General features: G+C 67.6%; 24 protein-coding genes and 2 pseudogenes. 12 read left to right on the forward strand and 14 right to left on the reverse strand.

Annotated features, from left to right (window positions below; genetic code table 11):
• Positions 1-855: polyprenol phosphomannose-dependent alpha 1,6 mannosyltransferase MptB (gene mptB / locus QMK34_RS02870; protein ID WP_326411097.1), on the reverse strand; the 855-nt coding region annotated here is incomplete at its 3' end.
• A 166-nt stretch (positions 856-1,021) separates the two neighbouring features.
• On the opposite strand from mptB, the gene QMK34_RS02875 reads away from it, so the two are divergent.
• From QMK34_RS02875 to QMK34_RS02885, 3 genes are all read left to right on the forward strand, one after another.
• Positions 1,022-2,185 (forward strand): WXG100 family type VII secretion target, encoded by a 1,164-nt coding sequence (locus QMK34_RS02875; RefSeq protein ID WP_326411098.1) that lies wholly within the window; start codon positions 1,022-1,024, stop codon positions 2,183-2,185.
• A gap of 33 nt (positions 2,186-2,218) precedes the next feature.
• Entirely contained in the window at positions 2,219-2,710 is a 492-nt protein-coding gene (locus QMK34_RS02880; protein ID WP_326411100.1) for a hypothetical protein, read from the forward strand.
• 142 nt (positions 2,711-2,852) lie between these two features.
• Positions 2,853-4,493, forward strand: coding sequence for a DUF885 domain-containing protein (locus tag QMK34_RS02885; RefSeq protein WP_326411102.1), 1,641 nt, complete (start codon positions 2,853-2,855; stop codon positions 4,491-4,493).
• A gap of 3 nt (positions 4,494-4,496) precedes the next feature.
• On the opposite strand, the gene QMK34_RS02890 is transcribed toward QMK34_RS02885, so the two are convergent.
• The 6 genes from QMK34_RS02890 to QMK34_RS02915 all read right to left on the reverse strand — a co-directional run bounded on the left by QMK34_RS02890 (position 4,497) and on the right by QMK34_RS02915 (position 14,619).
• Positions 4,497-5,801, reverse strand: a complete 1,305-nt coding sequence (locus tag QMK34_RS02890; protein ID WP_326411104.1) for an MDR family MFS transporter — start codon at positions 5,799-5,801, stop codon at positions 4,497-4,499.
• Positions 5,798-7,078: an ATP-grasp domain-containing protein gene (locus QMK34_RS02895; protein ID WP_326411106.1), complete on the reverse strand. Its 1,281-nt coding sequence runs from the start codon at positions 7,076-7,078 to the stop codon at positions 5,798-5,800. Before QMK34_RS02895 ends, QMK34_RS02890 begins: the two co-directional genes overlap by 4 nt.
• Positions 7,079-7,116: 38 nt before the next feature.
• A complete protein-coding gene (locus QMK34_RS02900; protein WP_326411108.1) occupies positions 7,117-8,922 on the reverse strand; it encodes an amino acid adenylation domain-containing protein in 1,806 nt (601 codons plus the stop codon).
• A gap of 45 nt (positions 8,923-8,967) precedes the next feature.
• Positions 8,968-12,807: an amino acid adenylation domain-containing protein gene (locus tag QMK34_RS02905; protein WP_326411111.1), complete on the reverse strand. Its 3,840-nt coding sequence runs from the start codon at positions 12,805-12,807 to the stop codon at positions 8,968-8,970.
• 70 nt (positions 12,808-12,877) lie between these two features.
• Positions 12,878-13,147, reverse strand: a complete 270-nt coding sequence (locus tag QMK34_RS02910; protein ID WP_326411113.1) for a phosphopantetheine-binding protein — start codon at positions 13,145-13,147, stop codon at positions 12,878-12,880.
• A complete protein-coding gene (locus tag QMK34_RS02915) occupies positions 13,144-14,619 on the reverse strand; it encodes an NAD(P)/FAD-dependent oxidoreductase (RefSeq protein ID WP_326411115.1) in 1,476 nt (491 codons plus the stop codon). The genes QMK34_RS02910 and QMK34_RS02915 overlap by 4 nt, the downstream gene beginning before the upstream one ends.
• Positions 14,620-15,239: 620 nt before the next feature.
• Here QMK34_RS02915 and QMK34_RS02920 point away from each other — a divergent pair.
• The gene (locus QMK34_RS02920) at positions 15,240-15,602 is read left to right on the forward strand and encodes a hypothetical protein (protein ID WP_326411116.1); all 363 of its coding nucleotides are present in this window, start codon (positions 15,240-15,242) and stop codon (positions 15,600-15,602) included.
• 210 nt (positions 15,603-15,812) lie between these two features.
• Here the strand turns inward: QMK34_RS02920 and QMK34_RS02925 are convergent, their stop codons facing one another.
• Positions 15,813-16,250, reverse strand: coding sequence for a beta/gamma crystallin domain-containing protein (locus QMK34_RS02925; RefSeq protein ID WP_326411119.1), 438 nt, complete (start codon positions 16,248-16,250; stop codon positions 15,813-15,815).
• Positions 16,251-16,484: 234 nt separating this feature from the next.
• Here QMK34_RS02925 and QMK34_RS02930 point away from each other — a divergent pair, with 234 nt between their 5' ends.
• Positions 16,485-17,123, forward strand: a complete 639-nt coding sequence (locus tag QMK34_RS02930; protein ID WP_326411121.1) for a S1 family peptidase — start codon at positions 16,485-16,487, stop codon at positions 17,121-17,123.
• Between the two features lie 18 nt (positions 17,124-17,141).
• Here QMK34_RS02930 and QMK34_RS02935 read toward each other — a convergent pair whose 3' ends face one another.
• On the reverse strand, positions 17,142-17,711 hold the full coding sequence (locus QMK34_RS02935) for a hypothetical protein (protein WP_326411123.1): 570 nt from the start codon (positions 17,709-17,711) through the stop codon (positions 17,142-17,144).
• A gap of 386 nt (positions 17,712-18,097) precedes the next feature.
• Between QMK34_RS02935 and QMK34_RS47665 the strand changes: the two genes are divergently transcribed.
• Positions 18,098-18,259 carry a hypothetical protein gene (locus tag QMK34_RS47665; RefSeq protein ID WP_442785090.1) on the forward strand — a complete coding sequence of 54 codons (162 nt, stop codon included), beginning with the start codon at positions 18,098-18,100 and terminating at the stop codon, positions 18,257-18,259.
• A 25-nt stretch (positions 18,260-18,284) separates the two neighbouring features.
• Here the strand turns inward: QMK34_RS47665 and QMK34_RS02945 are convergent, their stop codons facing one another.
• Positions 18,285-18,788 (reverse strand): nitroreductase/quinone reductase family protein, encoded by a 504-nt coding sequence (locus tag QMK34_RS02945; protein WP_326411410.1) that lies wholly within the window; start codon positions 18,786-18,788, stop codon positions 18,285-18,287.
• A gap of 11 nt (positions 18,789-18,799) precedes the next feature.
• Here QMK34_RS02945 and QMK34_RS02950 point away from each other — a divergent pair, with 11 nt between their 5' ends.
• The 5 genes and pseudogenes from QMK34_RS02950 to QMK34_RS02965 form a co-directional block, all read left to right on the forward strand.
• Complete coding sequence (locus tag QMK34_RS02950) at positions 18,800-19,567, forward strand: hypothetical protein (RefSeq protein ID WP_326411125.1); 768 nt, start codon at positions 18,800-18,802, stop codon at positions 19,565-19,567.
• Entirely contained in the window at positions 19,567-22,491 is a 2,925-nt protein-coding gene (locus tag QMK34_RS02955; protein WP_326411127.1) for a hypothetical protein, read from the forward strand. Before QMK34_RS02950 ends, QMK34_RS02955 begins: the two co-directional genes overlap by 1 nt.
• 211 nt (positions 22,492-22,702) lie before the next feature.
• Entirely contained in the window at positions 22,703-23,293 is a 591-nt protein-coding gene (locus QMK34_RS02960; protein ID WP_326411129.1) for a transposase family protein, read from the forward strand.
• Positions 23,281-23,424: pseudogene (locus tag QMK34_RS47670) on the forward strand (integrase); the annotation flags it as partial. The gene QMK34_RS02960 and the pseudogene QMK34_RS47670, both read left to right, overlap by 13 nt.
• A gap of 128 nt (positions 23,425-23,552) precedes the next feature.
• A pseudogene (locus QMK34_RS02965) lies at positions 23,553-23,792 on the forward strand (tyrosine-type recombinase/integrase); the annotation flags it as partial.
• Positions 23,793-23,855: 63 nt separating this feature from the next.
• Here the strand turns inward: QMK34_RS02965 and QMK34_RS02970 are convergent.
• Both QMK34_RS02970 and QMK34_RS47675 read right to left on the reverse strand, forming a co-directional pair.
• Positions 23,856-24,173: a transposase gene (locus QMK34_RS02970; RefSeq protein WP_326411131.1), complete on the reverse strand. Its 318-nt coding sequence runs from the start codon at positions 24,171-24,173 to the stop codon at positions 23,856-23,858.
• The gene (locus QMK34_RS47675; RefSeq protein ID WP_442785091.1) at positions 24,073-24,513 is read right to left on the reverse strand and encodes an HD domain-containing protein; all 441 of its coding nucleotides are present in this window, start codon (positions 24,511-24,513) and stop codon (positions 24,073-24,075) included. The genes QMK34_RS02970 and QMK34_RS47675 overlap by 101 nt, the downstream gene beginning before the upstream one ends.
• Between QMK34_RS47675 and QMK34_RS02975 the strand changes: the two genes are divergently transcribed.
• On the forward strand, positions 24,421-25,080 hold the full coding sequence (locus QMK34_RS02975; protein WP_326411413.1) for a S1 family peptidase: 660 nt from the start codon (positions 24,421-24,423) through the stop codon (positions 25,078-25,080). The genes QMK34_RS47675 and QMK34_RS02975 overlap by 93 nt on opposite strands.
• Positions 25,081-25,117: 37 nt before the next feature.
• Here QMK34_RS02975 and QMK34_RS02980 read toward each other — a convergent pair whose 3' ends face one another.
• The gene (locus tag QMK34_RS02980) at positions 25,118-25,792 is read right to left on the reverse strand and encodes a response regulator transcription factor (protein WP_326411134.1); all 675 of its coding nucleotides are present in this window, start codon (positions 25,790-25,792) and stop codon (positions 25,118-25,120) included.
• 7 nt (positions 25,793-25,799) lie between these two features.
• Positions 25,800-26,786: a sensor histidine kinase gene (locus QMK34_RS02985; RefSeq protein ID WP_326411137.1), complete on the reverse strand. Its 987-nt coding sequence runs from the start codon at positions 26,784-26,786 to the stop codon at positions 25,800-25,802.
• Positions 26,787-26,962: the final 176 nt, after the last annotated feature.

Consider the following 26,962-nt stretch of genomic DNA (forward strand, 5'->3'; position numbering starts at 1 on the left):
GGGCAGCCCGACCGCCACCGCGCCCCGCCCGGCCGGGCGCGCGCGGCGGACCCGGGCGACGCCGACGAAGCACCCCGCGGCGACCGCGACGATCTTGACGTTCGCCCCGACGCTCAGCACGACGACACCCGCCGCGACCAGCACCGGCCGCGCCGCCCCGGTCCGCGCCACACCGAGGTACACGAGCTCCAGCCCGGCGACCATCAGGCCCGCCATCAGCCCGTCGTTGTGCACCCCCGCGACCACGTGCCACAGCAACAGCGGGTTGAGCAGCCCCAGCCACAACGCGACGGACGGCGGCACGCCCACGCGCCGGGCCAGCCGCGGCAGCGCCCAGGCCAGCAGTACGACGCCGACGAGCTCCAGCGCCCGGTGCAGCAGCACGGTCGCGAGCAGGTTCTCCCCGGCCACCCGCGCGATCGTGCGGGACACCGCGACGAACGCCGGGCCATAGGGCGCGGGCGTGTCCTGCCAGTAGTGGCTGACCCGTAGCGTCACCGGCGAGTCGGCGCCCAGCGCCGCGGCGGGCCCGAGCAGATAGGCGTCGAGCCCCTTGGCCGCGATCACCCCCTGCGCGAGGTAGCTGTGCACGTCACCGCTGAACAGCGGCCGCGCGGCCAGCAGCGGAAGACACCAGGAGGCAGCGATCCCGTAAAGCCGTCTCACCGGGATCTCGGCGGCGTGGAGCCCGAGGCCCAGCCAGGCCAGCACCAGCGTGCCCATGCCGGTCACGCCCAGCGCCAGCACCGCCACGGCGGGCAGCGGGATCCCCGAGGTGACGAGCACCAGCACGGCGACCCCGGCGAACCCCGCCCACTGCAGCGCGGGGACCCGCGCGGCAGCCTTCACCGGCACTGACGAGACGCTCTGCATACGCCGATCCTGCCCGATCGCCCCCGAGTGCATCGCAGCAGCTCGCGGCGACCGGATTTCTGGCCGGAAGCTGTCACGGCCCTCCTCCGCCCGCCCGCGCGTCGGACGATCACCCGGCTTGCCAGGGTGGACGAGGGGAGAGGGTGGCATGGCCGTAGGAGAACCCCAAAGCCCGCTGTGGGCCGCGGTCAAGGCGATCTCGGACCCGTGGCCGCCGGACAACGAGGACACCGCCGTCGCGCTGGGCGGCGCCTGGACCAGGTCGTCCGCGGTGGTGCGCGGCGCGGGCCAGCAGATGACGGGTGTCGCGGGCACGGTCGGCGGGACGTGGCAGGACGGTGCGGGGCAGACCGCGAAGGGCTCGATCGACACCCAGGCCGCGCGGCTCGGGCAGTTCGATCAGCAGCTCGGCACGATGGCCCAGTCGGTGACCAAGTACGCGGACACCCTGCGGGACACCAAGAACTCGATCGTGGGGAACATTGCCGCCAACGAAGGGATCTACTCCTTCCTCGGCAGCCCGGTGATCCCGGGTGGCCCGCTGCTGCAGGCCGGGTTCGCCGCCGCTGTCGCCGCGAATCTGCGGAGCATGGTCCAGTCGAAAGCGGGCACGCTGCAGCACCTCACCGCGGACGGGCTGAAGACCACCGACCCCAACGTGACCGTCGGCAAGGACGGCAAGCTGTTCCAGGGGAAGGCCTCGGAGGCGCTGGGCGCGTTCAAGGGGACGAGCGACGACGGCCATCTCACGGTGGAGGGCAACGCGCTCAAGGCCGAGGGCACCGCGTGGGGCGCCGCGGGCGAGAAGGGTCCCAAGGCGGAGTCGGGGATCGGCACGGACCCGAAGCTCACCCCGGGCAGCGGCCCGTACGCGCAGCTCCAGGCGCAGGCCAGCGTCGGCTCGAACCTCGCACTCGGCTACAGCAACACGGCGGGCCCGCTGGGCTACGGGGCCAAGGGCGAGGTCAGCGCGATGGCGCGGGCCGAAGCCGGGCTCACGGTGAACTCCGAGGAGGTCGAGGGCAAAGCAGGCGCCTTCGTGGGCGGCCGCGCCGTCGCCCGTGGCAATCTTTCGTTCGCCGGGATCGGCGTCGGCGGGGCCGCCGAGGCGTGGGCTGGCCCCGGCGCCGAGGCGAGTTTCAAGCTCGGGATGGGCGAGGACCACAAATTCCACCTCGGCGCGTCGGCCGGTGCTTCGCCGGTCTTGGGCGCCAAACTGGGCTTCGAGGTCACGGTCGACCCGGCCGAGGTCGGCAAGTCCTTCGACGAGGCCAAGAACTGGGCTTCGGACCAGCTCGGCAAGATCTTCTAGCCCACGCACCCCGCCCAGCCTGAGGAGGCCGCGATGCCCACACAACTGCCCGTACCGGTGGAGTTCGCCCTGCCCGACGGCTGGCTGCCCGTCCCGCCGGACGTCCTCGGCGCCCCCGACGCCGCGTTCGTCGCCGTGCAGTGGGCGACCCACGGCTCCGGTTTCAGCGCCAACATCACCATCGACGGCCAGGTCCGCCCGGCCGCCGACTCGCTCACCGACCTGGCCGACGAGATGCTGGCCGACCTGCTCGCGGTGTCCCCCGACGCGGTGCTCGTCGACCGGGACCAGAACACCAGTCTCGACGTCCCCGCGCTCACCCAGAAGGTCCGGCTGAGCGCGGTGGTCAACGGCGTCGGCTACGAACTCGTCCAGGCACAGGTGTACCTCTCGATGGCGGACAGTGCGGGCGAATCCCTCCGCGCCGTCGTCCGCACGATGCTGACCGCGACCGAGGAACAGTTCCCCGCGCTGATCGGCGATTTCACCGAATTCCTCGGTACCCTCCGTTTGGAGCAGTACTGACGGCCGTTTCACCCAGCGGGAAAACAGTTTCCGATCCGGGCGCCTGCGCTCTGGTCTTTCGGCCGTATTGTGCATAGGCTCGGGCATTGTGGGCGATGCGAATTCTCCGGCAAGTGGCGTGCACGATATCTGCGACTCCTATGTGAATGACTACGCTCGATTACATCCGCTGGCCGCCACCGAATTCGGTATCGGCGGCCACGAAGACCAGCTTCCCGATTTCTCCCCGGAAGGTCACCAGGCCCGCGCCGAGCTCGCGCGTGGCGCGCTCGCCGCGATCACGGCGGCACGACCGGCCGACGAGAGCGAGCGCGTCGCCAAGGCGGTGTTCTCCGAGCGGATCGGCCTCGAGGTCGAGCTGCACGACGCGGGCTTGCCCGCGGCGTCACTGAACGTGATCGCCAGTCCGGTGCAGGACATCCGGCAGACCTTCGACCTGATGCCCACCGCGACAGCCGGGGACTGGGCGGTGATCGCCGCGCGGCTGGCCAAGGTGCCGCTGGCGCTCGCCGGGTACCGTGCCTCGCTTTCGGCGTCGGCGGACAAGGGCGTCGTGTCGGCGTCGCGCCAGGTTCGGCGGGCGATCGAACAGTGCCTGACCTGGTCCGGCTCGGGTGGTGGCAGTTCGTTCTTCGCCACGTTCGCCGAGCCCGCCGCCGCGGTGCCGGGGGTCGAAGGCGCGCTGCGCAACGATCTTGACGCCGGTGTGCGCGCGGCCACCGAGGCCTATGCCGAACTCGCCACGTTCCTCCGCGAGGAGCTCGCGCCGAAGGCCGGGGACGAGGACGCCGTCGGCGAGGACAGTTACAGCCTGTGGTCGCGGAGTTTCATCGGCGCGAAACTGGATCTCCGCGAGGCGTATGCCTGGGGCTGGGAGGAGTTCGTCCGCGTCGAGGCCGGGCTCGCGGAGGTCGCCGGGCGGATCAAGCCGGGCGCCGGTCCCGCCGAGGCGGCCGCCGCGCTGGACGCCGACGCCCGGTACCGCGTCGACGGGCGGCCCGCTTTCCAGGCGTGGATGCAGGAACTGTCCGACCGCGCGCTGGCCGAACTGCGCGGGAAACATTTCGATATTCCGGACGAGCTGATGCGGCTGGAATGCCTGATCGCCCCGCCGGGAGGCGGGGTGGGCGCCTATTACACCAACCCTGCCGACGATTTCAGCAGGCCGGGCCGGATGTGGTGGTCATTGCCGCCGGGCAAGGAGCAGTTCTCGACCTGGCGCGAGGTCAGTACCGTTTACCACGAGGGCGTACCGGGCCATCATCTGCAAATCGGCACGGCGGTCGCGACGACGGGGCTCAACCAATTCCAGCGGCTTCTGTGCTTCGTGCCCGCCCACGGTGAGGGCTGGGCGCTCTACGCCGAAGGCCTGATGCGTGAGTTCGGTTATCTCGACGACGGCGATCTGCTCGGGATGCTCAACAAGAGCCTGTTCCGCGCGGCGCGGGTGATCGTCGACATCGGCATGCACCTGAAGCTGGAGATCCCGGCGGGCAGCGGTTTTCACGAAGGTGAGCGGTGGACGCCGGAACTGGGCCTGGAATTCCTGCACACCAGGACGCTGGCCGAACCGGCCCACGTGGTGGACGAGGTCGACCGCTACCTCGGCTGGCCGGGACAGGCGCCCGCCTACAAGCTCGGCGAGCGCCTGTGGCTTTCCCTGCGAGACGAGGTCAAAGCCAAGCGCGGCAACGCTTTCGATCTCAAGGAGTTCCACATGCGCGCCCTGCGCAGTGGTCCCGCCGGCCTGGACACCATGCGCGACCTGCTCGCCGCGCTCTGAGCTTCAGCCGGACTGGGAGGTGCTGGTGCCGGGTGCCCGGTCCGCTTCGGTTTCGTGCTCCCCGGGCACCGCGACGGGCATGGCCGGAGAACGACGGCGCGGCAGGCAGAGCTGGGCGGAGAGCAGGCCCGCCACCCCGACGATCACCCACAGGGCCCAGGTGCTGCCCGCGTAGACCGCGCCGCCGATGAGCGGGCCGATACCCGTTCCCAGCGTGAAGACGGCGCCGTAGAGGCCCTGGTACCGGCCGACCATCGAGGGCGGGGAAAGGCTGCCCAGGTAGGCGTTGGCCACCGAGCTGTACATCATCTCGCCGAGTGTCCACATCAGAACGGTGGCGGACAGCCAGATCATGGTGGTCGCGAACCCGGTCAGTGCGAGCCCGATCCCGGTCAGCAGGTTGCCGATCGCCAGGACGTACTCCGGTTTTCGCCGCGAGACCGCACTGGTGATGGGCAGCTCGAACAGCAGCACGAGCACCCCGTTGAGGCCGATCAGCAGCCCGAAGTCGGCGGCCGTCAGTCCCACGGAGGTGACGTGCAGGGGCAGGCCGACGGTCGACTGGATGTAGACGAACTCGGCGACCAGCGTCATCAGCAAGAAGCGAAGGAGCCTGCGGTCGGTGAGAGCCTGCCGGTAGCTGGCCTTCGTCTTTGGCTCTGTATAGCCACTTTCCTCGTCCTGGACGGGTTCGGCGCTGGGGGCGTCCCGCAGCAGGACCGCCACGATCACGCCGAAGAGCAGGCAGGCGGCGGCGTTGCCAAGGAACAGTTCCGTGTACGAGTTGGTCGCCAGCAGCCCGCCGACGACCCCGCCCGCCGCGGCCCCGATGTTCATCGCGAACCGGAAGACCGCGAAGGCCGCCAGCCGTTGCTGGTTGGTGGTCACGGAATCCACCAGCAGCGCCGAGGCGGCCGGCCGGTAGAGCTGCGACGCCGTCCCGACCAGGCCGACCACGACGATGATCGTCGGCGGGGTGGTGAGCAGCGGGATGGTGGCCGTCAGCCCCGCGGTGGTCACCGCGGACAGCACGATCGTCCACCGCCTGCCGATCTGGTCGGCGAGATAGCCGCCCACCGCGTTCCCGAGCACGTTGCCGACCCCGGCCGCGCCGAGCACCAGCCCGGCGGCCAGCGGCGAGTAGTTCCGGCTGGTCAAGTACAGCACGATGAACACCGGCAGGAAGTTGCCCGCCCGGTTGACGAGGATGCCGAGGCTGACGATCCACACCCGCGGTGGAAGCCCGCGCAGGGTGTCCCGGAACCGCGGCTCGTCCGCGCCCGCCCTATTCGCTGCCGCCGTGCTCACTTGACGGGCTCGGTGCGGATGTTCAGCAACGCGGCCAGCCGTTCGCCGTGGGCGATCGCCTCGTCGGCGGTCTCGCCACGGGCGATGACGTGACCGACCCTGTCCTCGCTCCAGGTGAGCGGGGGAACCTCGTCCCCCGGCCCGACCGAGATCTCCAGATCGACGAACGCGGGGTCGGCCCGGACGGTCTCGACGCCGGTCACCTCGAGCACCCGCCCCGGCGGCGGGGTGAGGAACCTGATCGCCGCCCCGGCCACCGCCTCGGGCGACCGTGTGAGCGGCTCGAGCAGCCCGAGCCGCGAACCGAGCGCGTAGCGGTCCATGTCGACGCCGCAGGCGATCTCGGTCAGCTCGTTGATCCGGTCGCCACCGATGCGGTTGTGCGACTCGATGATCCGGGGACCGCGCGCGGTCAGTTTGAGTTCGGTGTGCCCGGGGCCGTGCTTGAGCCCGACAGCGTCGAGGAAGACCGTGACCAGTTCCTCGACCTCGCGCACCAGGGGAGCCGGGTGCCTGCTCGGCGTGGAGTGGCCGATCTCGACGAAACCGGGGCCGCCGCACACCTTGTCCGTCACCCCGATGAGCACGTGCCGTCCGTCGAAACTCAGCGTTTCCACGCTGATTTCCGGGCCGTCGAGGTATTCCTCCATCAGGAACCGCTCGAAGTCCCCTGCCAGGTCTTTCTTGGCGAACTGACCGCCGAGCGAGCGGAATCGTGCCGTGACCGATTCCAGTTCCGCCTCGTCGCGGATCGCGAAAACGCCGATGCTGCCCGCTTCGCAGATCGGTTTCACCACCACTGGCAGCCCGTGGGCCCGGACGAACTCCCGCAGATCCTCGCCGGTTTCGCCGACGGCCGCGGCGACGGGACTGATGCCCAGTGCGTTGAGATGCTGCCGCATCCGCCATTTGTCCAGCAGCAGTTCCACGGTCGCCACGGAATTGCCGCCGAGCCCGAGCAGGTGGTCGATTTCCGCAGCGGGCAGGAGCCCGAGTTCGTAAAGCGACACGACCGAGTGAAAGGGGTAGGCCTCGTGCAGCGACCGCACCAGCGGCAGCAGCCGCGCGATGTCGGCGTAGTCGACCAGCAGGGCCTGATCGACGTAGGGCCAATGGGTGCTGTCGTACTCGTCCGGGTGCTGGATGTAAACCACGTCCAGGCCGAGTTCGCGGGCCTTCCGGAGGTATTTGACCTTACCCCCGATCACCGCGATCCTCGGCCGGGCGGTGGCCTGGCCTTCGGTGCGGGGTTCGGCGCGCGTGGCATCACGGGACAACTTGGTGCCTCCTCAGGCGGGGTCATCAGGTGGGGTCATCAGACGGGGTAATAGCGGCTGGTTCGATCGGCGACCGGGGCACTGACGACCGGGGCACTGACGACCGGGGCAGTGACGACCGGGATAGCGGCGAGCGCGACGCGGTCGACCTTTCCGGGGCGGTTGAGCGGCAGTTCGTCCAGCCAGACGTAGAAACGGGGAACCATCTGCGCAGGCAGGCGAGCGCGAAGCCATTCCCTGACCACCTCGTCGGGCGATCGCTCGCCGACCAGGAACGCGACCATCGCGGCACCCCCCGGCACATCCTCGCGTAAAAGCACAGCCGCGTCGACCACTCCAGGACATCCGCGGAGACAATGTTCCACCTCGCCGCTCTCGACGCGGAACCCGTTTATCTTGATCTGGTCGTCGACGCGGCCGAGATAACCGAACTCCCCGTCCTCCCGCAGCATGACCCGATCACCGGTGGCGTACATGCGCTCGCCGGGATCCGGTGCGAACGGGTCGGGGAGGAAGACGACGGCGGTGCGTCCCGGCAGCCCGAGATACCCCCTGGCCAGGCCCTCTCCGGCGAGGTACAGCTGCCCTGGCTCGCCCGGCGGGACGGGATTCAGCTCCTCGTCGAGGAGGTAGGTCCTGACCCCGCGGATCGGCCGCCCGATCGGCACCCGCCGGGGCGTCGACGCGACACAGCGGTACCAGGTGGCGGCGACCGACGCCTCTGTCGGGCCGTAGCCGTTCTGCACGACCAGCGAGCCGGCGTCCGCGAGGCCGGGACCGTCGAGCTGGGAGCCGCCGGTGATGACCAGCCGCACACCGGCCGCCGCCAGCCGGGGCAGCAGCGACCGCCCGTACGGCCCGAGCACCGCGGCCGGAACCTCCAGCGCGGTGACGCCCAGCGCGCGGACGGCGGTCAGTATCCGGCCTGCCGGGAGCTCGCCGCTCTCGGCGATCGCGACGCTGCCGCCGTGGCACAACGGCATGAGGACGTCGTGCATCGTGCTGTCCACCGTCAGCGCGGTCGTCCACAGCATGACGTCGCCCGCCCTGATCAGGTCCAGGTCCGTCAGCGAGGCCACCATCAGGTTGAAGATCCCCTGGTGTGGCACGCCCACGACCTTGGGCCGTCCGGTCGATCCCGAGGTCGTGATCGCGTACGCCAGGTCGAGCGGATGCGGCGCTGGCAGCGCCGCGGGCTCGCCGGGGGCGTCGTGTTCGCCGGGATCGTTGATGACCTGCGCGTCCGGGAGCCAGTCCGCCGGGCTCGCGACGAGAACCTGGCTCGCGCCCGCGTCGGCGAGGATCTCCCGGTTGCGGCGGGGCGGATCCTCGGGGGAGAGGGGCAGGCAGGCCGCGCCGGACCGCAGCGTGGCGACGATGCCGGTCAAGGCCGCGACGCCCTTGGGCGCGAGCAGCCCGACGACGGTGCCGGGGCGGGCTCCCCGGCGTCGCAGCCGATGGGCCAGCCGGGCGGTCATGACGTCGAACTCGGCGTAGGTCCAGGATCGGTCCGAGGTCCGGACGGCCGTGGCTGCCGGGCGAAGGCGCACCTGACGCTCGAACAGTTCGCACACCGTCAGCGCCACCGTCAGCGCCACCGTCAGCGCCACCGTCAGCGCCACCATCAGCGCCACTGCCGGGTCCTGCCGCGGGCCCGCCTCGCGCAGGCTCAACGGCCGCAGGTCGGTCCAGACCCGGTCGATGTGGGCGAGGCAGTCCGCCTTCGTGCCCGTGGTTCCCTCGACGCGCCATCCCGGCGGTACGTCGCGGCCGGTGGGCCAGATCGAGTGCTGGTCCTCCTGGTTGATCACGACGTGGAACTCTCGGTGCTCATCGTCGAACATGCCGGGCCGATCCTCCTCGGTTGGTTTCCCGCGCGGGCAGGGGTTTCAGGGGCACCGGGCGTCCAGTACCCACGAAATGGCCCGCGGCAGCGCGGCCTCCCACGCGGCGTACGTGTGGCCGCCTTCTTCCTGCTCGCACCGCACGGTGCAGCCGTGGCCGTCCAGCTCCTTCGCTGTTCGCGTGTTCGCGTCCAGTAGGCTGACGCCGTCGTCGAGGACGATGTCCGCCTCCTCGACGCCCGCGGACAGGAAGAGCCTGGCAGGCGTTTCGGCGGCCACCGCCGGGGTGAGCACGTGGTCGGTCAGGGGGCCCGAAAGGCCGACAGCGCCGTCGAAACAGTCCGGGCGGCGCAGCGCGGCGCGGACCGCGGTGATCGCTCCCAGACTCGCCCCGACCGCGGTCGCGCGGCCGGGCCGCCACCGCTCGCCCAGCCAGTCGCGCAGCGCGGGGAGCAGTTCGTCGGCGAGCACGTCGACGAACCTGTCGTCGAGCAACTCCCGCCTGCGCGCGGGCAGATCGACCGGGCTCACGAACACGGCCGCGGTCACCGGGATGCGCCCGGCCGCGGTGAGCCGGTCCAGGATGGCCGGGAGCCGGAGGATGTCGGCGAACTCGGCGCCGTCGAGGACGACCAGTGTCCGCTCCGGCGGACCGGAACTCCCCGTGGACAGGAAGAAGTCCACCCGCCGATCGCCGGTGACCAGCTTGCTCTGCCACCGCTGCCGGTCAAGGCGGTCGTCACCGGCGTGCTCGCTGAGGCTTTCCCGCAGCACCGCGGCCGCGTAGGAGACAGGCGTCCGGTTCTCCATCATGAGCCGCAGGGGCACTTCCCGGCCGAGCAGCGCCCGCACGGCCGCGGTCGCCCGCGGGACCAGCAGGGAATGGCCGCCGTGCTCGAAGAAGTCTTCCGTGGCAGGCATTGTCTGGCCGAGCACTGCGGACCAGGCCTCGGCGACGCGTGCCGCCAGGCCCGTCGCCGGGGGCGTGCCGTGGTCCTGGCGTGGTGCTGCGGCGGTGACCGGCGGCAGCGCGGTCCTGTCCACCTTGTTGTTCCCCGTCAGGGTGAAACGCGGAACCTGGATGATGCGGCTGGGAACCAGGTACGCGGGCAGCGTCTCGCCGAGCTCACGCCGCAGCGCCGCGGGGTCGACGTGAGTCGTCGCCACGACGTAGGCGACCAGCCCGGGACCGGTGTCCAGCTCGGCCCGCACGACGACCGCCGAGGTGATGCCGGGCAGACGGAGCAGCACGTGCTCGATCTCGCTCGTCTCGATCCGGTAGCCGCGGATCTTCACCTGGTGATCCGCCCGCCCGAGGAAGTCGATCGCCCCGGTGGGCAGGTACCGGCCCACGTCCCCGGTGCGGTACATGCGGGTGCCGGGCGGTCCGTGCGGATCGGGGACGAACGACCCGGCGGTCAGTCCGGGGCGGCCGTGGTAGCCCCGGGCGAGACCGTCACCAGCCAGGTAGATCTCGCCCCGCATGCCGACGGCGGCCGGTCGCAGATCCCGGTCGAGGACATACACGCTGGTGTGGGGAACGGGGTGGCCGATGGGCACCCGTCCCGTCCACGAGCGGTCGTCGAACACGGTGGCCAGCACGGTGCTCTCGGTCGGCCCGTAGGAGGCCATGACCCGGCAGCCGGGCAGGCCGTCGACGGCCGCCGTGAAGCTCTTCGGGTTGACGACGTCACCGCCGACGACGAGCTGGCGCAGCCCGGAGAGAGCCTGGATTCCTTGCTCCACCAGGAGATCGAGCTGCGGGGAGACGAGCTTGAGCGTGGTCACGCCATGGTCGCGGACCACGGCGGCCATGCCGTCGAGCAGGGTCCCGGTGTCCGTGACGACCACGCAGCCGCCGTGCGCGAGTGGCGTCCACTCCAGCACGGCCACGTCGAAGGTCAACGGTCCGGCCTGCAGGAAGACGGAGCCGGGGCCGACGTCGAGATAGCGCGGGGCGCCCTCGACGAGCCTGCTCAGCGCCCGGTGGGAAACGGCGACCGCCTTGGGGGTCCCGGTCGAACCCGAGGTGGAGATCAGGTAGGCGAGGTTGCCCGCCCGCGCACGCGGCGGCAGGTTCCCGGTCCCGTGACCGGTCAGCTCGGGGGTGTCGCGGCTGAACTCCAACGTCGGCGCGGTGCCCGCGGGAAGCCTGTTCCGCAGCCCGGGGCTGACGATCGTGAGGCTCGCGCCGGTGTCGGACAACAACATCCGGAGCCGATCGGCCGGGAAGCCGGGGTCCAGCGGAAAATAGGCGGCCCCGCACTTCGCGATGGCCAGCAGCACCACGCATCGCTCGATCGTGTGGTCCAAGCAGACCGCGACCACTCGTTCGGGTCCCAGGCCGTAGCTCAGCAGATGCCGGGCCAGCTGGTTCGCGCGGCTGTTGAGTTCCTCGTAGGTGACCACGCCCTCCGCGCCTGCCACCGCCGGAGCCTGCGGGCGAGCCGCCGCTTGGGCCTCAACCCGTTGTGCCACCGTGATTTCCGGCGCGGACGTCGTGTCGTTGCGCCCGTGCAACCGGCGGCGTTCGGTCTCCTCAAGCAGGTCGAACTCGCGCACCGGCCGGTCGGGGGCTGTCAATCCCTGCTCCAGCAGCCGGAGATACCGCGACGCGAGCGCGGCGATCGGTGCCTCGTCGAACAACGCGGGCCGGTACAGGAACGTCGCGCGGAGCCGTCCGTCGACGACCTGGCTGGTCAGCGAGAGATCGAACCGGGCGGTCACCGGCAGCTCCGGACGCCACCACGTCGGCGCCCCGGCGGCCTCCGACAGGCCGGTCCGATCACCCGCGTGGTTGATGGCGATGTCGAAGACCGGGTGCCGCCATGCGTCCGAACCGGCCTTGAGCGTGCCCACGATCTGCTCGAAGGGTGCGTCCTGGTGTGCGTCCGCGGCCATCCAGGCGTCACGCGTACGGGTGATGATCTCCCGGAACGTCCGCTCCGGCGAGGACAGCTCCACCCGCAGGATCACCGTGTTCACGAAGAAGCCGATCAGGTCCTGCAGTTCCGGGCTGGGGCGATCGGAGATGATCGCGCCGATGACGACGTCGGACTGGCCGCTGAACGCGCTCAGCACCTCGACCAGTGCCGCCGTCACCACCATGACCGGACTCGCCCGCGCCCGCCAGGCGACGGCCGTCATCGCCGTGGTGGCCTCTTTCGACAGCTCGACGACGACGGTCTTCCCCGCCGCGCCGACCGCGGCGGGCCGGGGCCGGTCCAGGGGCAGTTCCAGCCGTTCGCCGGCGGACAGCGCCTTTTCCCAGTAGCCGAGATGCGGCCGGAGCACCTCGGCGGTCAGGAATCGGCGCTGCCACCGGGCGTAGTCGCCGTACTGGACCGCCAGCACGGGAAGCCGGGGAGCCCGGTTCTCGAGCGCGGCTTCGTACAGCTCGAACAGGTCTCTCGGGAGCACGTCCATCGACCAGCGGTCCGTGACGATGTGGTGCATCGCCACGAACAAGCCGTGTCCGCCGTCCAGCTCCACCAAGACCGCCCGCAGCAGCGGTGGCCTGGTGAGGTCGAACAGGGTGGACACGGCCTGGTCGACGGCTTCCTGCCAGCCGGTCCCCGCCAAGGAGATCGGGACCTCGACCTCGTCGAGGACCTCCTGGGCGGTGGTCCCGTCCGGCTGCAGGACGAACCTCGTCCGCAGGATCTCGTGGCGGGCCAGCAGCCCGGCGAACGCCGCGGACAGCGCCGCCGGGTCCAGGTCCGCGTCGAAGCGCCAGCCGCCACTGATGTGGTACCGGTCGTCCGCCGCGTCGAGTTGACGCAACCACCACAACCGCTCCTGCCCCGTTGACAAGGGAAAAACGCGTTCCGGCTGGGCGCGGGTCAGTGGAAAAGGGTTGGACGGACGCGGATCAGGTCTCGGCATGGCTACCTACGCAGAGTTCTGGCGCTTGGTGATTCGCCTCGAGTTGGCCGGCACTTCGTCAGCCGGTGGGTCAGTTCCGCGCCGAAACGCGAGCGCTTTCCACCGCGGCCACGATCGAGCTGAGGCTGCGGAAGGTGGACTCCTTGAGCAACGACTCCGGCAGCTCGACGTCGAGGGTGTCCTCGAGGTTCAGCATGAGCCCCAAGCAGGTCACCGACGTCATGCCCATGTCCCAGAGGCAGTCTTCCGGGCCGAGGTCGTGGCCGTGGACGGCGAGGTTGAGTTGCTGCTCGATGACCTTCCGGACGGCGTCTTCGATGGCGGTCTGGGAGGTGGTCATCGCCGGCCACCTTCGATTCCGGCGCTCACCGGCTGGGCCTGCGGGGCGGAAAGTCCCCGATGGCGGCGCAGATAGCGCGCGATGCGCCGCGCGCCGAGCAGGCTTCCCTGTACGTACCAGAGAATGTCCGGGCCGAGTGCGTAGTCGATGCCCAGTTTGTCGTAGGTCTGCACGGCCATGTTCCGGTAGTAGTCGGAGATCTGCGCCGTGGTCATCTGCGGAGCGGCCTGCGCCCCCGTTTCGAACCAGGCGGCGAGGTTGTGCTTGACGTACTCGTCGATGGACCACTCGATCGACCTGGTCACGATCGGCTTGCGCATCGGGGCGAACATCGGGTCGATGATCCCGGGCTTTCCCTGCAGCTCGTCCGCGACGTGCTCGGCGAGCAGCGGCGCGCAGTGGAACCCGTCGCGATAGGTGCCGGTCATCAGGTACAGGCCGGACACCGGCAGCCACCCGATCAGCGGGAAGCCGTCGAGGGTCACCGGACGGTTTCCGGCGAGCCACTGCTCGACCTCGTGACCGGCGACCCGCTCGTCGAGCTGCTGCATCGAGTACTGGGCGAGGAAACGGACATCGGCCATCCACGTGACGCCGGAGATCTGGTCCACCAGGCGGTTGGTGGCGCCGTAGTACTCGCGTCCGTCACCGGCGGGCACGACGTGCAGCCCGCAGGCGAAACCGCGGTTCGGGGTCCGGACCACGCTGGTGAACGGTTCACCCCCGGTGCGCTTGGCGACCATCGCGAACCCCAGGCCCGGGATGGTCGGCATCATGTCGAACTCGTTTTCGGCGTTGTCGTCGAACGCCGTCCGCGCCAGCGACTCGCTCCAGGCACCCGCGGCGACGACCACCTTGCCCGCCTCGATGAGGTGACCGTCGTCCAGCTCGACCCCGCTCACGACGTCGCCGCTGCTCACGATCCTGCGCACGGTCTGGTCGACCATGGTCATCCCGGCCGCGCGCACTCGCACGTCCAGTGCGGCCAGCACGCCCCTGGCGTCCACGGCCCCTTCGGTCGGCAGATGGACGGCCCGCAGCGCCCGGGATTCGAGCCTGGGCTTGTAGCCGGGGATGTCGTTCGGGTCGATCTCCGACCACGGCTTCTCGTACTCCTTGAGCGCGTCGATCATCGCGGCGAAGTTCACGTCGTCCAGATCCGCGCCGATGGAGTTGAGGATCACGTGCGACTCGGTGGCGACCTGCAGCGGACGGCCGGTGGGCGAGTCCTTTTCGAGCCGCTCCAGCACACCCGCCCAGCGGTCGTGCGCGGCGATCCCGAGCTCGAACCTGATGCGCGAGGCGTCGGTGCGGAGGGACTCCGTGGTCACCTCGCCGAAGCAGCCGAGCATCGCGCCGGCGGCCTGGCTGGCACCCGCTTCACGGGCACGGGGGCCGACCACGACCACGGTGCCCACCTGGCGCTCGATCAGCTCTTCTGCCAGGAACATGCCGAGCGCGCCATTGCCCACGATTACTATGTCGGCCTTGGTCGGTCTTTCGGTTCGAGAACTACTTTGTTCCGCCACAAGAATCCCCTAATAGAATAGAGTGTCAATGCGCGCCGGCGACTGCCAGGTAATGATCGGACGACGAAGTGCGCGAGCAGCTGCGCGCTGTCGTGACCCGTCCGGATCTTTGGTGCAATAAAGGTGAAGCTGCAAAAGGAATAGGGTTCACCGAGGGCGCGAACAGTTCCGGCACTGGTCTCGTTGAGCAGCCCATGCTCATCCCCAGTGTGGTCTTATGCAGGCCCTCCCCATTGCCGCACTCCACGCGCTATCGACGCTAGCTCACCTCGCGGGCATCTGCAAGCATCTCAACGGGGGTTAGCGCACTTGGTCTAGTGCTGATTATCAGGTGCCGCAACGATGTTCGAGTGGTCTGGGTGGATACGGCGCAGGTCCGGTCGCGGCACCTAAAAGATATGACGATTCAATGTCTTGGCAAGCCGCTTGTCGCTATTGTGGATCTTGTCCCAGGAGTACTTTATCGAAAAAGGCCAGGTAGGTCGCCGTGGCAAACTTTCTTGCTTGTTGTCAAGTAAAAAAGGAGGGTAGCTTGGTAGCAAGAGTGAAAGCTTGGAGGCGCGGTGTTGCAGATTCAGCTCGGACACGAACGTCCGGTGGATCCGGCGAACGACTGGCTCGAGCGCTCCCGTGTCGGGAGCTGGCCGGGAATGTCGGAGGAGCAGGCGTGGATCACCGGCCGCGGGGTCTGGGTGTTCAACACCGACCGGGCGCTGCGGCAGGACGAGGTCCAGATCGTCGATCCGTCGGGGACCGTACTGGCGGTCGCGCGGATCGACGGCATCACCAAATGCGGCGACCGGCACTACGCACTGGAGGGCAGCTTGCTCCTCGGCGACCCGCGCGTCGGCAACCCCACTCCGACACCCCATCCGTCACGCAATGCGGTGGCGTACTTCGACGACTCACCCCGGCTCCGGCGATAGCCTGCCGGAAGCCGGGTTCCCAGCTGGTGGAGAGCGGACACCAGGATGTGGACACCGGAGCCGAAGACTGAAGCCGCTGACGGGGTGCTCTCGGCAGGGTCGTCGTGCCTGTGCCCCGTCGCCGCCACCCGCGGCCAAGCGGGTGGCGACGCACCGGCATCTGCCCGCTACGTCCCGGTACTCACGGCCGGGGCCGGAGGTGAGCCAGGATCACCAGATCCGTACTTCGCACACCCGGACATCGGGCAGACTCCTGCCCCAGTTCCTGTCCAGCGTTTCCGTGTAGTACCGGCCGCCGTCCTCCCAATTGACCATCACTTTGTTGTTGCCCGACGAGAAACGGTAAACGCCACCGATATTCACCGCCGTCACACCGGCACTGGCGAAGCACTTGCTGTAGCCCAGCCCGCCGCCGACCGAGACGTCCAGCTTGAGGAAGTCGGTCCGGTTACCACAGGCGGGTGAGGTAATGGCGAAGGCCGAGGTCGCCGGAGACAGGACGACCAAGGCGAGCGCGGCCGTGGTGCCGAGGGTAAGTCTCTTGAGAAGCGTTCGCATGAGTGGGAATTCCCATCTTGGGTAGTGGCGGGGTGCGCGGGCCGCGACCTCCGCCGACGGGAATTTTCGCGCGTCGCGCTTCTCGTGCACTACCTCGAGGGCGTCAACCTGCCCATCGGGGTAACCGGAGTTGTCCTTTTGTCCCAAAGCAACCTCCGCGTACCGATGGACGTCACTTCCTAGGACAGCTCGAATCTGCTTTGGTCACGAAAGGGTGCGGAAGTCATGCCGAATCGCCTTCGGAGCTTCACGGTGTTGCTATCTCTGCTGACCGCAGGGGCTCTTGCCCCCGCGGTTCCGGCCTCGGCGGTCATCGGTGGTTCCGTGAGTACGTACGGGCCGTGGGCGGTGCGTATTCTGCTGGACGGGAACGCGGAGTGCACGGGAACCGCTGTCGATCGTGAATGGATCCTCAGCGCGTCCCACTGTTTCTTCGAACAGGGCGAACCCGTCGCCGATTCCCGCCTCGAATTCCGCGTCGGCAGCCTGGATCAACGCACTGGAACACCGGTGCGTCCGGTGAAAGGCGGCAGGCGGGGCAGCGCTGACGCCGACATGATGCTGGTCAAGGTGCCGCCGATGACCGTGACTCCGGCGAAGCTCCCGGCTTCGAACGCCGTTCGGCCAGGGCAGGCAGTGCGGCAATACGGCTGGGGCGCGACCTGCGAAGGAGATGAGAACGCTTGCCAGTCCGACGTGCTTCGGCAGTCCGATCTCCGTGTGCTGAACGCCGCAGACAAGCGGTGCGCGGGTTTCGCCGCCCCTGGCGGAACCGACTTCTGCGCGGTAAGCGTCTCCGGTGTCCCCGCGGGGGGTGACTCCGGCGGCCCCGTCATGGCAACGGGTCCGGGACGGGGTGACACCCTTGTGGGGGTGCTGTCCGGCTCGGATCGCAGCAAAATCGCCGGGATGGGCGATGTCTCACGCCAGCTGGGCTGGATCCGGGACACGATTCGCCACTGACCGGCCGAACCCGAGGTGTCAGGGGCCCAGGTTTCGCAGAGCCTGGGTGAAGGCGTATCGAGAATGCCAGAACAAACCGTTCGAGCTGGTGACCTTGAGTTCGCGGGGCACGGCGTGGGGCGCCAGCCAGAGCTGGAGTAGCCCCTTCTCCGTGACTTTTCGCCCGGTTTCATCAGTCTCCAGCGCTGGCTTGCTCCGGTGATATCTGACGCGGTAGCTCGTCTCGGCCTCGAGCGAGATCGGAAGGTCACCGATGATCGTGTCGGGCCAAGTGAATACCCGAAGCTCGCCACCGGACGAGTCATAGCTGACCTCGACGACGTCGACGTAGTCGGCCGCGGCGAGAACGGGGGCTTCCTCGAACGTCTCGACGCGTAAAACGACCCGGTCGGTCGTCGTGCCGGTCCGGCACCTGAGCTGTCCCTGAACGCGGTTCAGGATTCCTTCACGGGTCTTCGCCGACTCGTCAGGATGCACGCGATCCGGTCCGCGGAGAGAGAAATGCTGGAACCGGACGTCGAACGTGACCTTGAGGCACGAGAGCGGCGCTGTCTTCGAGTCTTCGAGCAGGGGGTGGGCTTCGGGCACGATCACGACGGTAGGACGACGTGAAGGTGCTTTGCCGTCCCTTGGGCGAGGTTCGAGTCGTACGGTCAGAATTCCCTGGCCGAATTGCCTTGGGGCGACTGTCCTGAGACAGAAAAAGATTACGAGTCACCCGCTTCGAGTGACTCCTAATCCTGATGTGCCCTCGGCGGGGCTACCAAAGGATGGGAACGGGGCCGACCAGGGACCTTTCAGTGGCACGTTGGTCGTCGAGGCGAGCTTCGAACTTCCGGGCTCAGGTGGGGGCCCGGCATGAGCGCCAGTTCGCGGACGGTTGCTCGGTTTGTCACGGTCACGATGGGGATGGTCATCGGGCTCACATTCCTGTTCGGGTTTGGAACGTCCTCAACCTGGCGTTGAAGCTTCAAGTGCCGGCGTTCGTGGCGCCGCTGGTGGCGCCCGCTGTTGACCTGACGGTGCTGGGGTTGCTCGTCGGCACGCGGCACCTGGCGCTGTCCGGGGCCAGCGAGGAGGTGCTGCGGCCGGCACGACGTCTGCTGTTGGCGGCGTGCATGGTGACCCTTTGTTGAACGTCGCCGATCCGGTGTTCGCTGGTCAGTGGGGTAAGGCCGCGTTCGACACGGTCGGACCGCTCCTGCTTGTCGGGGTGCGTGAAGCGGGTCCAGGCCTCCTTCGAGCGCTGAGCGCGACGAACCCCAACCGCGGATCAGAACCGCTGTCCAAACCCTCGTCAGCAGCCCCGACGAAGGCCCGCGCGGAACAGGTGGCGGGTCCGCGCCGCTGCAGTGTGACTGGCATGTGGAGGCGCCATCCCGCCGCTTGGTCGGGGATCTTGACGAGGAGCTCGTGCAGCGGGCTCATCTGGCTACGGAGGGGCTCGCTCTCGGCCGAGGACGCGACACCGGCGAGGACGGCGAACGGGTGTGTGCCGACATGAACCCCAACGCTCGGCTCCGACCGGAGGTTCTTCAACCACGCCGGGTCCTCGTCGGTGCCACCCTTGGAGGCGAGAACGACGAAGTCATCCCCGAGGCTCCCTAGAACCGACAGGGTCCTGACCGGCTTGTCGTTGACGGGGAAGACGGCCGAACATGCCATCCTATTGAGCTATGTCTCCGGTGCAGCGGCTTGACGGCGCGGGATGGACCGACCAGCGCCGGAAGCTTCATGCGCTGCTAGCCGAGCGCATACAGCTCCTGGCTGACTACTACGAGTCGGCCGTCTATTTCTTGCGTACACCGAGTGCGCCCGCTCGGATGTCTCACTTGGGTCACGCCATCCGAGAACTGTGCAACCACATGCCAGACGCTGTGAACGTGGTCCGGTTGGACCGCAGCAACACGGAGAACAAGGTTCCGGCCCTGGCGAACGCGTGGGAAAAGGCCGGCTTGCCCGATGACGTGGACGATCTTCCCGCATGTCCTGCACCCGGAGGTGCATCTGACGGGTGTCATGTCCCGCGTTCCGTAGCAGCTGCCGCGGCGGATCTCGTGGTATCCACGCGGATACGCGGAAACAACCGTCGCCGTGCTGCCTTGATGATCGTGGACCCGCACGCTCCCGAGGGGCAGACCGCGGCAGAAAATGACCCCACGGTGATCCGCTGGGCTAAAATTGTTAATCGGCAGTTTGCCTGGGTGCACGAATTCGATAAGAAACCTCCACATGTCACGGAAGATCAGCTAATTGAGGACTTCGTCTTCCTGGAAGAGGTGATGAGAGGGGTGCTCGCACCGTTGGACGTCGTGGCAGACCTGGATGACTTGCTTGCGCAAACCCGACCAGCACCCGCGGCGCCCGAGCGCCCGGATGGCGGCGGTGTAGAAACGGCCACCGGTGACGACGACGGTGCAGCCAACCCGGATGGCGGGCAATGATGGCTGAGCAGCAAGAGGCTGTTTGGCCCGCGCCGACCCAGGAACAGCTGGATCGAGCGGAGAGCCTGGTATTGCACCCGCGCCGGCTGCTGTATTTCCTTGAGAGGCTCGATAATCCGCTCTGGCTGGCTCCGCTAGCAGCTCGCGGGTGGTTCGACGCGGAGCGCATACCCGAGCCTGCCGTCGACGACGCTGGAATCGCTCAGATCAGCGATTGGCCTCCGGCCGCATACCTGGCTCGGGTGGCCGGGAGCGTGCCGGAGACAGCCGAGGGCATCATCGAGACGATCGGGGGTACCACCAACCCGCTCGTTCAGCGGCACCTCGTGACGGCTCTGCTGGCCTTGCCGCCGCAGAGAGCCGCCACGTTTGTCGGCGCCGTGGTGTCGTGGATACGCGGTCCGTACGCTGCTTGGCTTGACGAACGCGCCCTGACGAGCTTGACCACGGCATTCCTGCAGCTTGCCGACACGGACGCGGGCGAAGTGCTCGCGTTGGCCTTGCTGAACGCCGTACACGACGAGTATGTCCTTGGCGAGCTAGCTCAGGCGCTCAGCGAGCCACTGGCAGAGTCCGGCCCAACCAGCGTCGGAATCTTCGCCGACGCGCTCAACCAGCGCGCCGATGCCAACCATCACCTGGACTTGGTCAACTTCGGCCGGGTGTCGATTGGAGCACACCGAGGAAACCAGCACCTCGATGGTGACACGGACCCTCTGATCGATGGGCTGCGTGACGCTGCCCTGAATTGCACGCGCAGAACCGGCCAGCCAGACGTCATGAATGAGTTGCTGAGCCGGCCAGACGCGATCTACCGGCGGATCGCCTACCATGTCGCCACAGTCGTGATCAACGAGTTTGGCGGAGACGCTCCGCAAGCAGATCAGGGCCCGGCCGATTCCTTCGTGGCGCTACGTGCTCGTGGGAGAGACTGCGTGATGAGCGCTGCCGCACTGGCCGACTCGTCCACCCTGCTGGAGTACGGCCAGCTGGTCCACGCGATGCTCCCCTACCTCTCGGCTGCCGACCTGGAGACACTGGCCGAGTGGGTGCGTGCGGGTCCGGAGCTGAGCGACGACGAAGTGCAACGGTTGAGTGCATTCGAGGGCGGCTCGAGTGACGACGTGGTTGGCGCGTTCGCCGACCGGTGGCGCGCGGAGCGGCTTACCCTGTTCGGCCCCGACAACCTTCCGCCACCGCTCCGGCAGATCGCGGACGAGCTCACAGCGCGAGGCATTGAAAGGCCGCAGCATCCTGGGCTAAGTCATGTGACGTCCTCCTGGCCCAGGTCGCAGTCTCCGCTGTCAGCCGACGAGGTGGCGAGCATGCCGGTTGCGCACCTCGTTACCTGGCTGGCCGACCATCCACCGTCGCAGCGGTCATGGTTCGACAGCCCCGAATCGTCCCTCGCCGACCAACTCGCGGAGGACGTTCGATCTCGACCCGCCGAGTACACCGCCTACGCCTCACCGTTCGCGACCTTGGCGCCACTCTATGTATCCAAGCTGCTTGCTGGACTCGAATCCGCCATTCATACCTCCGGCGCGAACCGTCCGGACGACGAGCCACCGTCGTTGGGCCTTGTGTGGTCCAACCTGCTGGACGCCAGCGCCATCATCGCGGATCTCCCGGACACCGGCGAACCTGATGCGCGGCACGCGCCCGACTCGCCACGATGGCTACACCGGAGCCTGGCCCGCCTGATCGACACAAGCCTCACCGTAACCGCCTCCGGGCTCACACTCGATCACGCCGACGGTATCCTCGCGATCCTCACGCAGCTGCTCGACAGCCCCGATCCCACGCGCGCCGATGAGGCCGACGACGCCGCTACCTCCGATCCCACGTTCCGATCAATCAACTCGGTGCGAGGGGTGGCTATGAACGCGATCATGGCGTTCATCGGGTGGTGGCACCGGCAAGGTGGCACGGAAACGTCCCTCCCGGCGCAGGTCACCACGCTGCTGGATCGTAACCTGGACGTCAGCCTCGATCCCTCGCCGGCGATCCGTTCGGTATACGGGCAACACATCCTGCAGTTGCACCACCAGATGCCGACGTGGACACGCGCGCACATCAACGAGATCTTCGGCCCCACAGAAGCTGCGGCTACGTTGCCGACCGACCATCAGCAACCGACGCAAGACGCTGCACTCACGCTCGACCGGCGGCTTGGCCAGGTCGCGTTCGACACCTACCTCTTGTCCGACGACCCGTACTCCAGTACATGGGACTTGTTGCAGCCGCACTACGAGTCCGCGCTCCACGCACTATCGAAGCCGCCGCGAGGGCGCCGAGGGAGTGCACGGGACACCCGGCAGAGGCTGCTGGACCACATCCTGTTGTTCGTCGTGTGGGACGTCCTGAACGTCGAGGACCCGCGCCTGAAACCGGTCTTTCGCTCTCAGTGGGCGGGCGACGCATTCATGCAACTCGGCTTTGCCCTGCAACACTCGACGTCTGTCGACGAGGGCACCGCCGATGGTCTGCGCAGGATCTGGACATGGTGGCGGAAACGAGCCGAGCGACGAACCGGAGACTCGGCTGGAGCTGCGCGCATGGTCGCCGGCTTCCATCGATGGTGGCACGCGAGCAAACTCGGGGCAGACTGGGAGTTCGACGAACTACTCGCCGTTTTGAAACTATCACCGCGCATTGAAACACCGGCAACGATCATTCAGGACATGGTTAAGAAATTTGGAGGACGTGAAAAGGAAGCACTGGAGGCAATCGAGACAATTCTGGGCCATGCGGGCAGCGACCAGCAACGGTACTACGCCGCAGGGAAGGCTGAGCAGATCCTGCGGGCCTTGAGCCGCAATGAAGGCGCGGAGATCAGGAGGCTCACCCAACGATTCTTGCAAACGCTGGCCGCCTGGGGCATGATCGAACTCGCCCAAAAAATTGTCGCAGAGTCTGAATAGACCAAAGTGCGCATTCATGTCGATACGGGGCTTCGGGTTCGGCCTTCGGTGAGGTGGCGGGGTTCATTGAGGTGATCTCACCAAGATCGGGCGGGTTTGGGCCGGGTGGTGCTGGATCCGTGTGGTGGCAAGGGGAGTCGGTGTGAAGACGGGCGTGGAGTCCCTGGTAGAAGAACGCTCGCCACAGTGATCTCCGCCCGAAGGACTCCACGTGATCGCCTATCGTGCCATGCTCGACGTGCCACGCACACTTGCCCAGTACCTCAGTCAACTCCTCAACGCCGAGCGTCGCGCGCGGGGTACCCGACGCCGCAGCCGCGCGTTGACCTGCTTTCAGCAAGCGGTCTTCGGGTTGCGCTGGTTTCGGGAGGACCGCGATGTGGCCGCGCTGGCGCGGGACTGCGGCATCTCCCGGGCGACCGGCTACCGCTATCTGGACGAGGTCATCGACGTGCTCGCCGCTCAAGCCCCGGATCTGCACGAAGTGTTGCGACGCGCCAAAGACGACGGTCTGACCCACCTGATCCTGGACGGCACACTGTTCCCCTGTGATCGGCTCGGCGAGCAGACCACCAGCGTCAAAGGCGAGCAGATCGACGCCTGGTACTCCGGCAAGCACCGCGAACAGGGAGAAAACATCCAGGCACTGAGGGAACCCAACGGGTTCCCACTCTGGTGTTCCGAGGTCGAACCGGGTTCGACCCACGACATCACCGCGGCCCGAGAGCACGCTGGCTCGGCCGCCGCGATCACGCATTGCTGCTGGTGGCATGCCAGACCGGGCTTCGAGTGTCCGAGCTGATCGGGCTGGCTCGAGACGACGTGCACCTTGGAGCGGGTGCCCATGTCCGCTGCACAGGGAAGGGACGCAAGGACCGACTCACCCCGATATCGCGGCAAACCGTTGCGGCACTGCGTGTCTGGATGAAGGAATCCGGCGGAGAGCCCGCAGATCCTCTCTTCGCCACCAGACCAGGTCACCCGCTCTCGCGTGACGCCGTCGAGAAGCTCGTGGCCAAACACGCCGCCCTCGCCGCGAGCAACACCTCGACCCTCGCTGGCAAACGCGTCACCCCCACACTCTTCGCCACACGGCTGCCATGGCATTGCTGCACGCCGGTGTCGACACCTCTGTCATCGCGCTCTGGCTCGGACACGAAAGCCCGAGCACCACACAGATTTATCTCCACGCCGACATGACCATCAAGGAACAGGCACTCGCCCGTGTCAGACCACCCAACACCGCACCAGGTCGATACCGTCAGCCCGACGGCGTGCTGAAATTCCTCGAAGAGCTCTGACCACAGCAGACCCGGGGTTATGCCGACCGAGTCCGCCCGATCACCCGCCGCCGCCAGCAAGTTTCAGGCCGAGGTCGGTATAACCCCGCAGGCGGCATAAGCCGAGGCTTTTTTCAGGAACGCGATATCCTTGTCCTGATCGGCAACTCGTCGCCGCAACGCCTGCAGTTCGGCCCGCTCCGACGCTGATAGCGGCTCGTCTCCGAGTGCTTCTGCCGCCCCGGCCCGGCGGCGTTCGTCTTTGACCCAGACGCTCAACATTCCCGGGTCGATTCCCAACTCACGGGCAACCTCGGCGATCGTGCGGGCGGTGTCGATCACGCGATGCGCCGCCTCGACCTTGTACTCGGCCGTGTACGACCGACGCTTCCGGGAAGACATAACGGACATCCTGCCAGCGGGGCTGAGCCCTGCTAAATCGGTGTCCACTCTCCGGGGGGAACCTCAAAGTGCCGTGGTGGTTACCGACCACGCCGGCCCACTGCGTTGCCTGCCTCGTGGTGAAGTTCAGTTCTTTGGTCAACCATGCCGCCACTACGTGATGTCCGAGCAGGGCGTGCGGCACCCCATGACGGTCCGGATCATTCATGAGGAGTCGCGAGGCCACTAGCCCGTTGGCGCGCATAGCATCCGCCAACGGTGGAACACGGACACTGAACGACGGACTACATTTCGCACCGGCACGTTGATCTCCCCGCAGTGGGTGCTCACCGCGGGACATTGCGCGGTCGGCGTCAACGGCACGACGGAGGTGCCGGACAAGATCCGGATCGGCAGCCTGAGCATGTCCGGGGGCGGGACGCTCGCTCATGCCGCGGCCGTGTACCCGCATCCGACCGCGAAGCTCGAACCCTGTGGGGGCGGCAGCGCGAGCTACTGCTTTTCCGGGGTGGACCTGGCCTTGATCAAGCTGACCGCGCCGGTGAAACAACGGCCCCTGGTGCCGGCGAGCCACATTCCAGCGCTCGGCACCGACGTGCGGCTGCTGGGCTGGGGCGTGATCCCCGGACCGAACGGGGAGCACCCGGCGGTCCCGGATCGGCTGCACGAGGTCACTTTGCCGACCAGTCCTGCCGACAAGCCTGACCGCCTGACCTTCGTGGACAAGGTGGGTCGTGGGAACTCGCCGGGCGACTCCGGTGGGCCCAACGTCGTCGTTACCCCGGCCGGGCGGCGGCTCGCCGGGGTGACCTCCGGCGGGATCGTGTACCCCGACGGTTCGCACCTGAGCATGAGCACCGACGTGAGCCGGTATCTGCCGTGGCTTTATCAGACCCAGTTGGGATAACTAGGCTGTGTTCGCCCTCGCCCCGTCGAGCTGGGGATCAGCCTCCTGGCGGGTACGGAGTCTGTTCGGATGCCGAACGCGAGGAAGACGACCGTCGTTCACGCGGATCGGTGTTGTAGTACTTGTTGACGGCGTCGATGCGGGACACCGCACCGAGCTTGCCGAACACGTTGTAAAGGTGCCGCTTCACCGTCGCTTCGGAAATGCTCAGCCGGGTGGCGATCTGGGAGTTGCTCATGGCCCGCGCGGTCAGCTCCAGCACTTCCCGTTCCCGGGTGGAGAGGACGTCAGGCTCCGGCTTGTCGTTGTGCAACAAGGACTCGCGGGAGACCGACAGGATGACCTGGTCGGGATTCCGGGTGGCGTTGCGGACCGCGCTTAGCAGCTCCAGCCGGGTGACACTCTTGAGCAGGTAGCCGCCGACGCCGAGGCCGATCAGCCTGCTCACCAGCGCCGAGTCGTCGTGCATGCTCAGGATGATGATCTTCGTCGCGGGGGAGATCGCGCGGATGCGAGCCGCGGTCTCGAGTACGTGCGCGCCGGGCATCTCGACGTCCAGCAGTACGACGTCCGGGCGCTCCCGCTGGATCACCTCTACCCCGGAATCGCCGTCAGCGGCCTCGCCGACGATGTCGAAGTCCGCCTCGAACTGGAGGATCTGCCGGACTCCGTCCCGGAACAGCGCGTGGTCGTCGACGAGCACGACTCTCATCGGGGTCTCAGGCACAATCGTCGGTTCCGGGTCGGAGCGGGATGAGCAGTTCGACCCGCGTGCCCCTGCCGAGCTGACTCATGATCACGACGTCTCCCTCCAGCAGTGACGCGCGTTCGCGCATCGATGACAGCCCGGCGTGGGAGCTGCTGCACGGTCTTCCGGCCAGGTCGGCTCCGACGCCGTCGTCCTCGATGAACGCGTACAGCTCGTTCGGCGTGATGTTCACCTGTGTCAGCAGTCTCGTCGCGCGGGAGTGCAGTACCGCGTTGCGGATCGCCTCCCTGATGATCAGGAACGCCTCGCCCCGGACTTCCGGGGACAGATTGAGCTCGTCGCCATTGACCCGCAGGTGGTAATCCATCCGGGCAGGTTTGTTGCCTTCGAGGTAGCTCTGGAGTGAGCGCTCCAGGCCATCTTCCGGCTCCCAATTCCGCAGATCCGATACCAGGGTGCGGACATCGTTCAGCGCGTACCGGAGAACCACCTCCGCCCGGTCGACGCACTCGTCGGCCCGCATCGCCTCGGTTGCCCGGATGGCCGTGGAGAGTTCGACCTGACGATGCGCCGCGGCGACGTTACCGCCGATCCGGTCGTGTACTTCGCGACTGATTCGCTTGCGTTCCCGCAAGTGGGACTGCTCGATGCTGTTCAGCAGGAAACCCATGTAAGAACTCGAGGCCATCCGGATGCGCAAGGTCACCAGTTTGTTCGTGGCGAGCGAAAGGGCCAAAAGCGCTTCGGCGGGTTGATCTTCGGACGTGAGCTGGCCCGCGGCGATGGTGGTGATCACCTCGAACAGCACCATCGCGGCCCGCAGCGATTCACTCGGATGGATGTGGTTCGACGCACGGGAGGTGCCGATGTCCTTGGACAGAGCCAGTTCGACCAGTGGCTGCCCGCGCAACGACCGGGCGACGTCCCCGATGATCACCTCTGCCTGGCGGAAGCATTCACCCTGGGTTTCCGGATCCTTGAGCAGGCGGCTGCCCATCAGATGAAGTTTCTCTCGGTACCGGACCAGGATGGATGCGCAGGATTTGTCCAGAATGTCCGCTGCGATAGTGGACGGCGAAACTCCCATATCGGACTCATCCCCCAAGTATTGTCCGCGGGCGCGCCTTCTCAGCCCCCTTGAGGTCAGCGTCGCTGCGTTACCTTAACATGGGC

Source organism: Amycolatopsis sp. H20-H5 (assembly GCF_035828755.1).
Taxonomy (GTDB): Bacteria; Actinomycetota; Actinomycetes; order Mycobacteriales; family Pseudonocardiaceae; genus Amycolatopsis.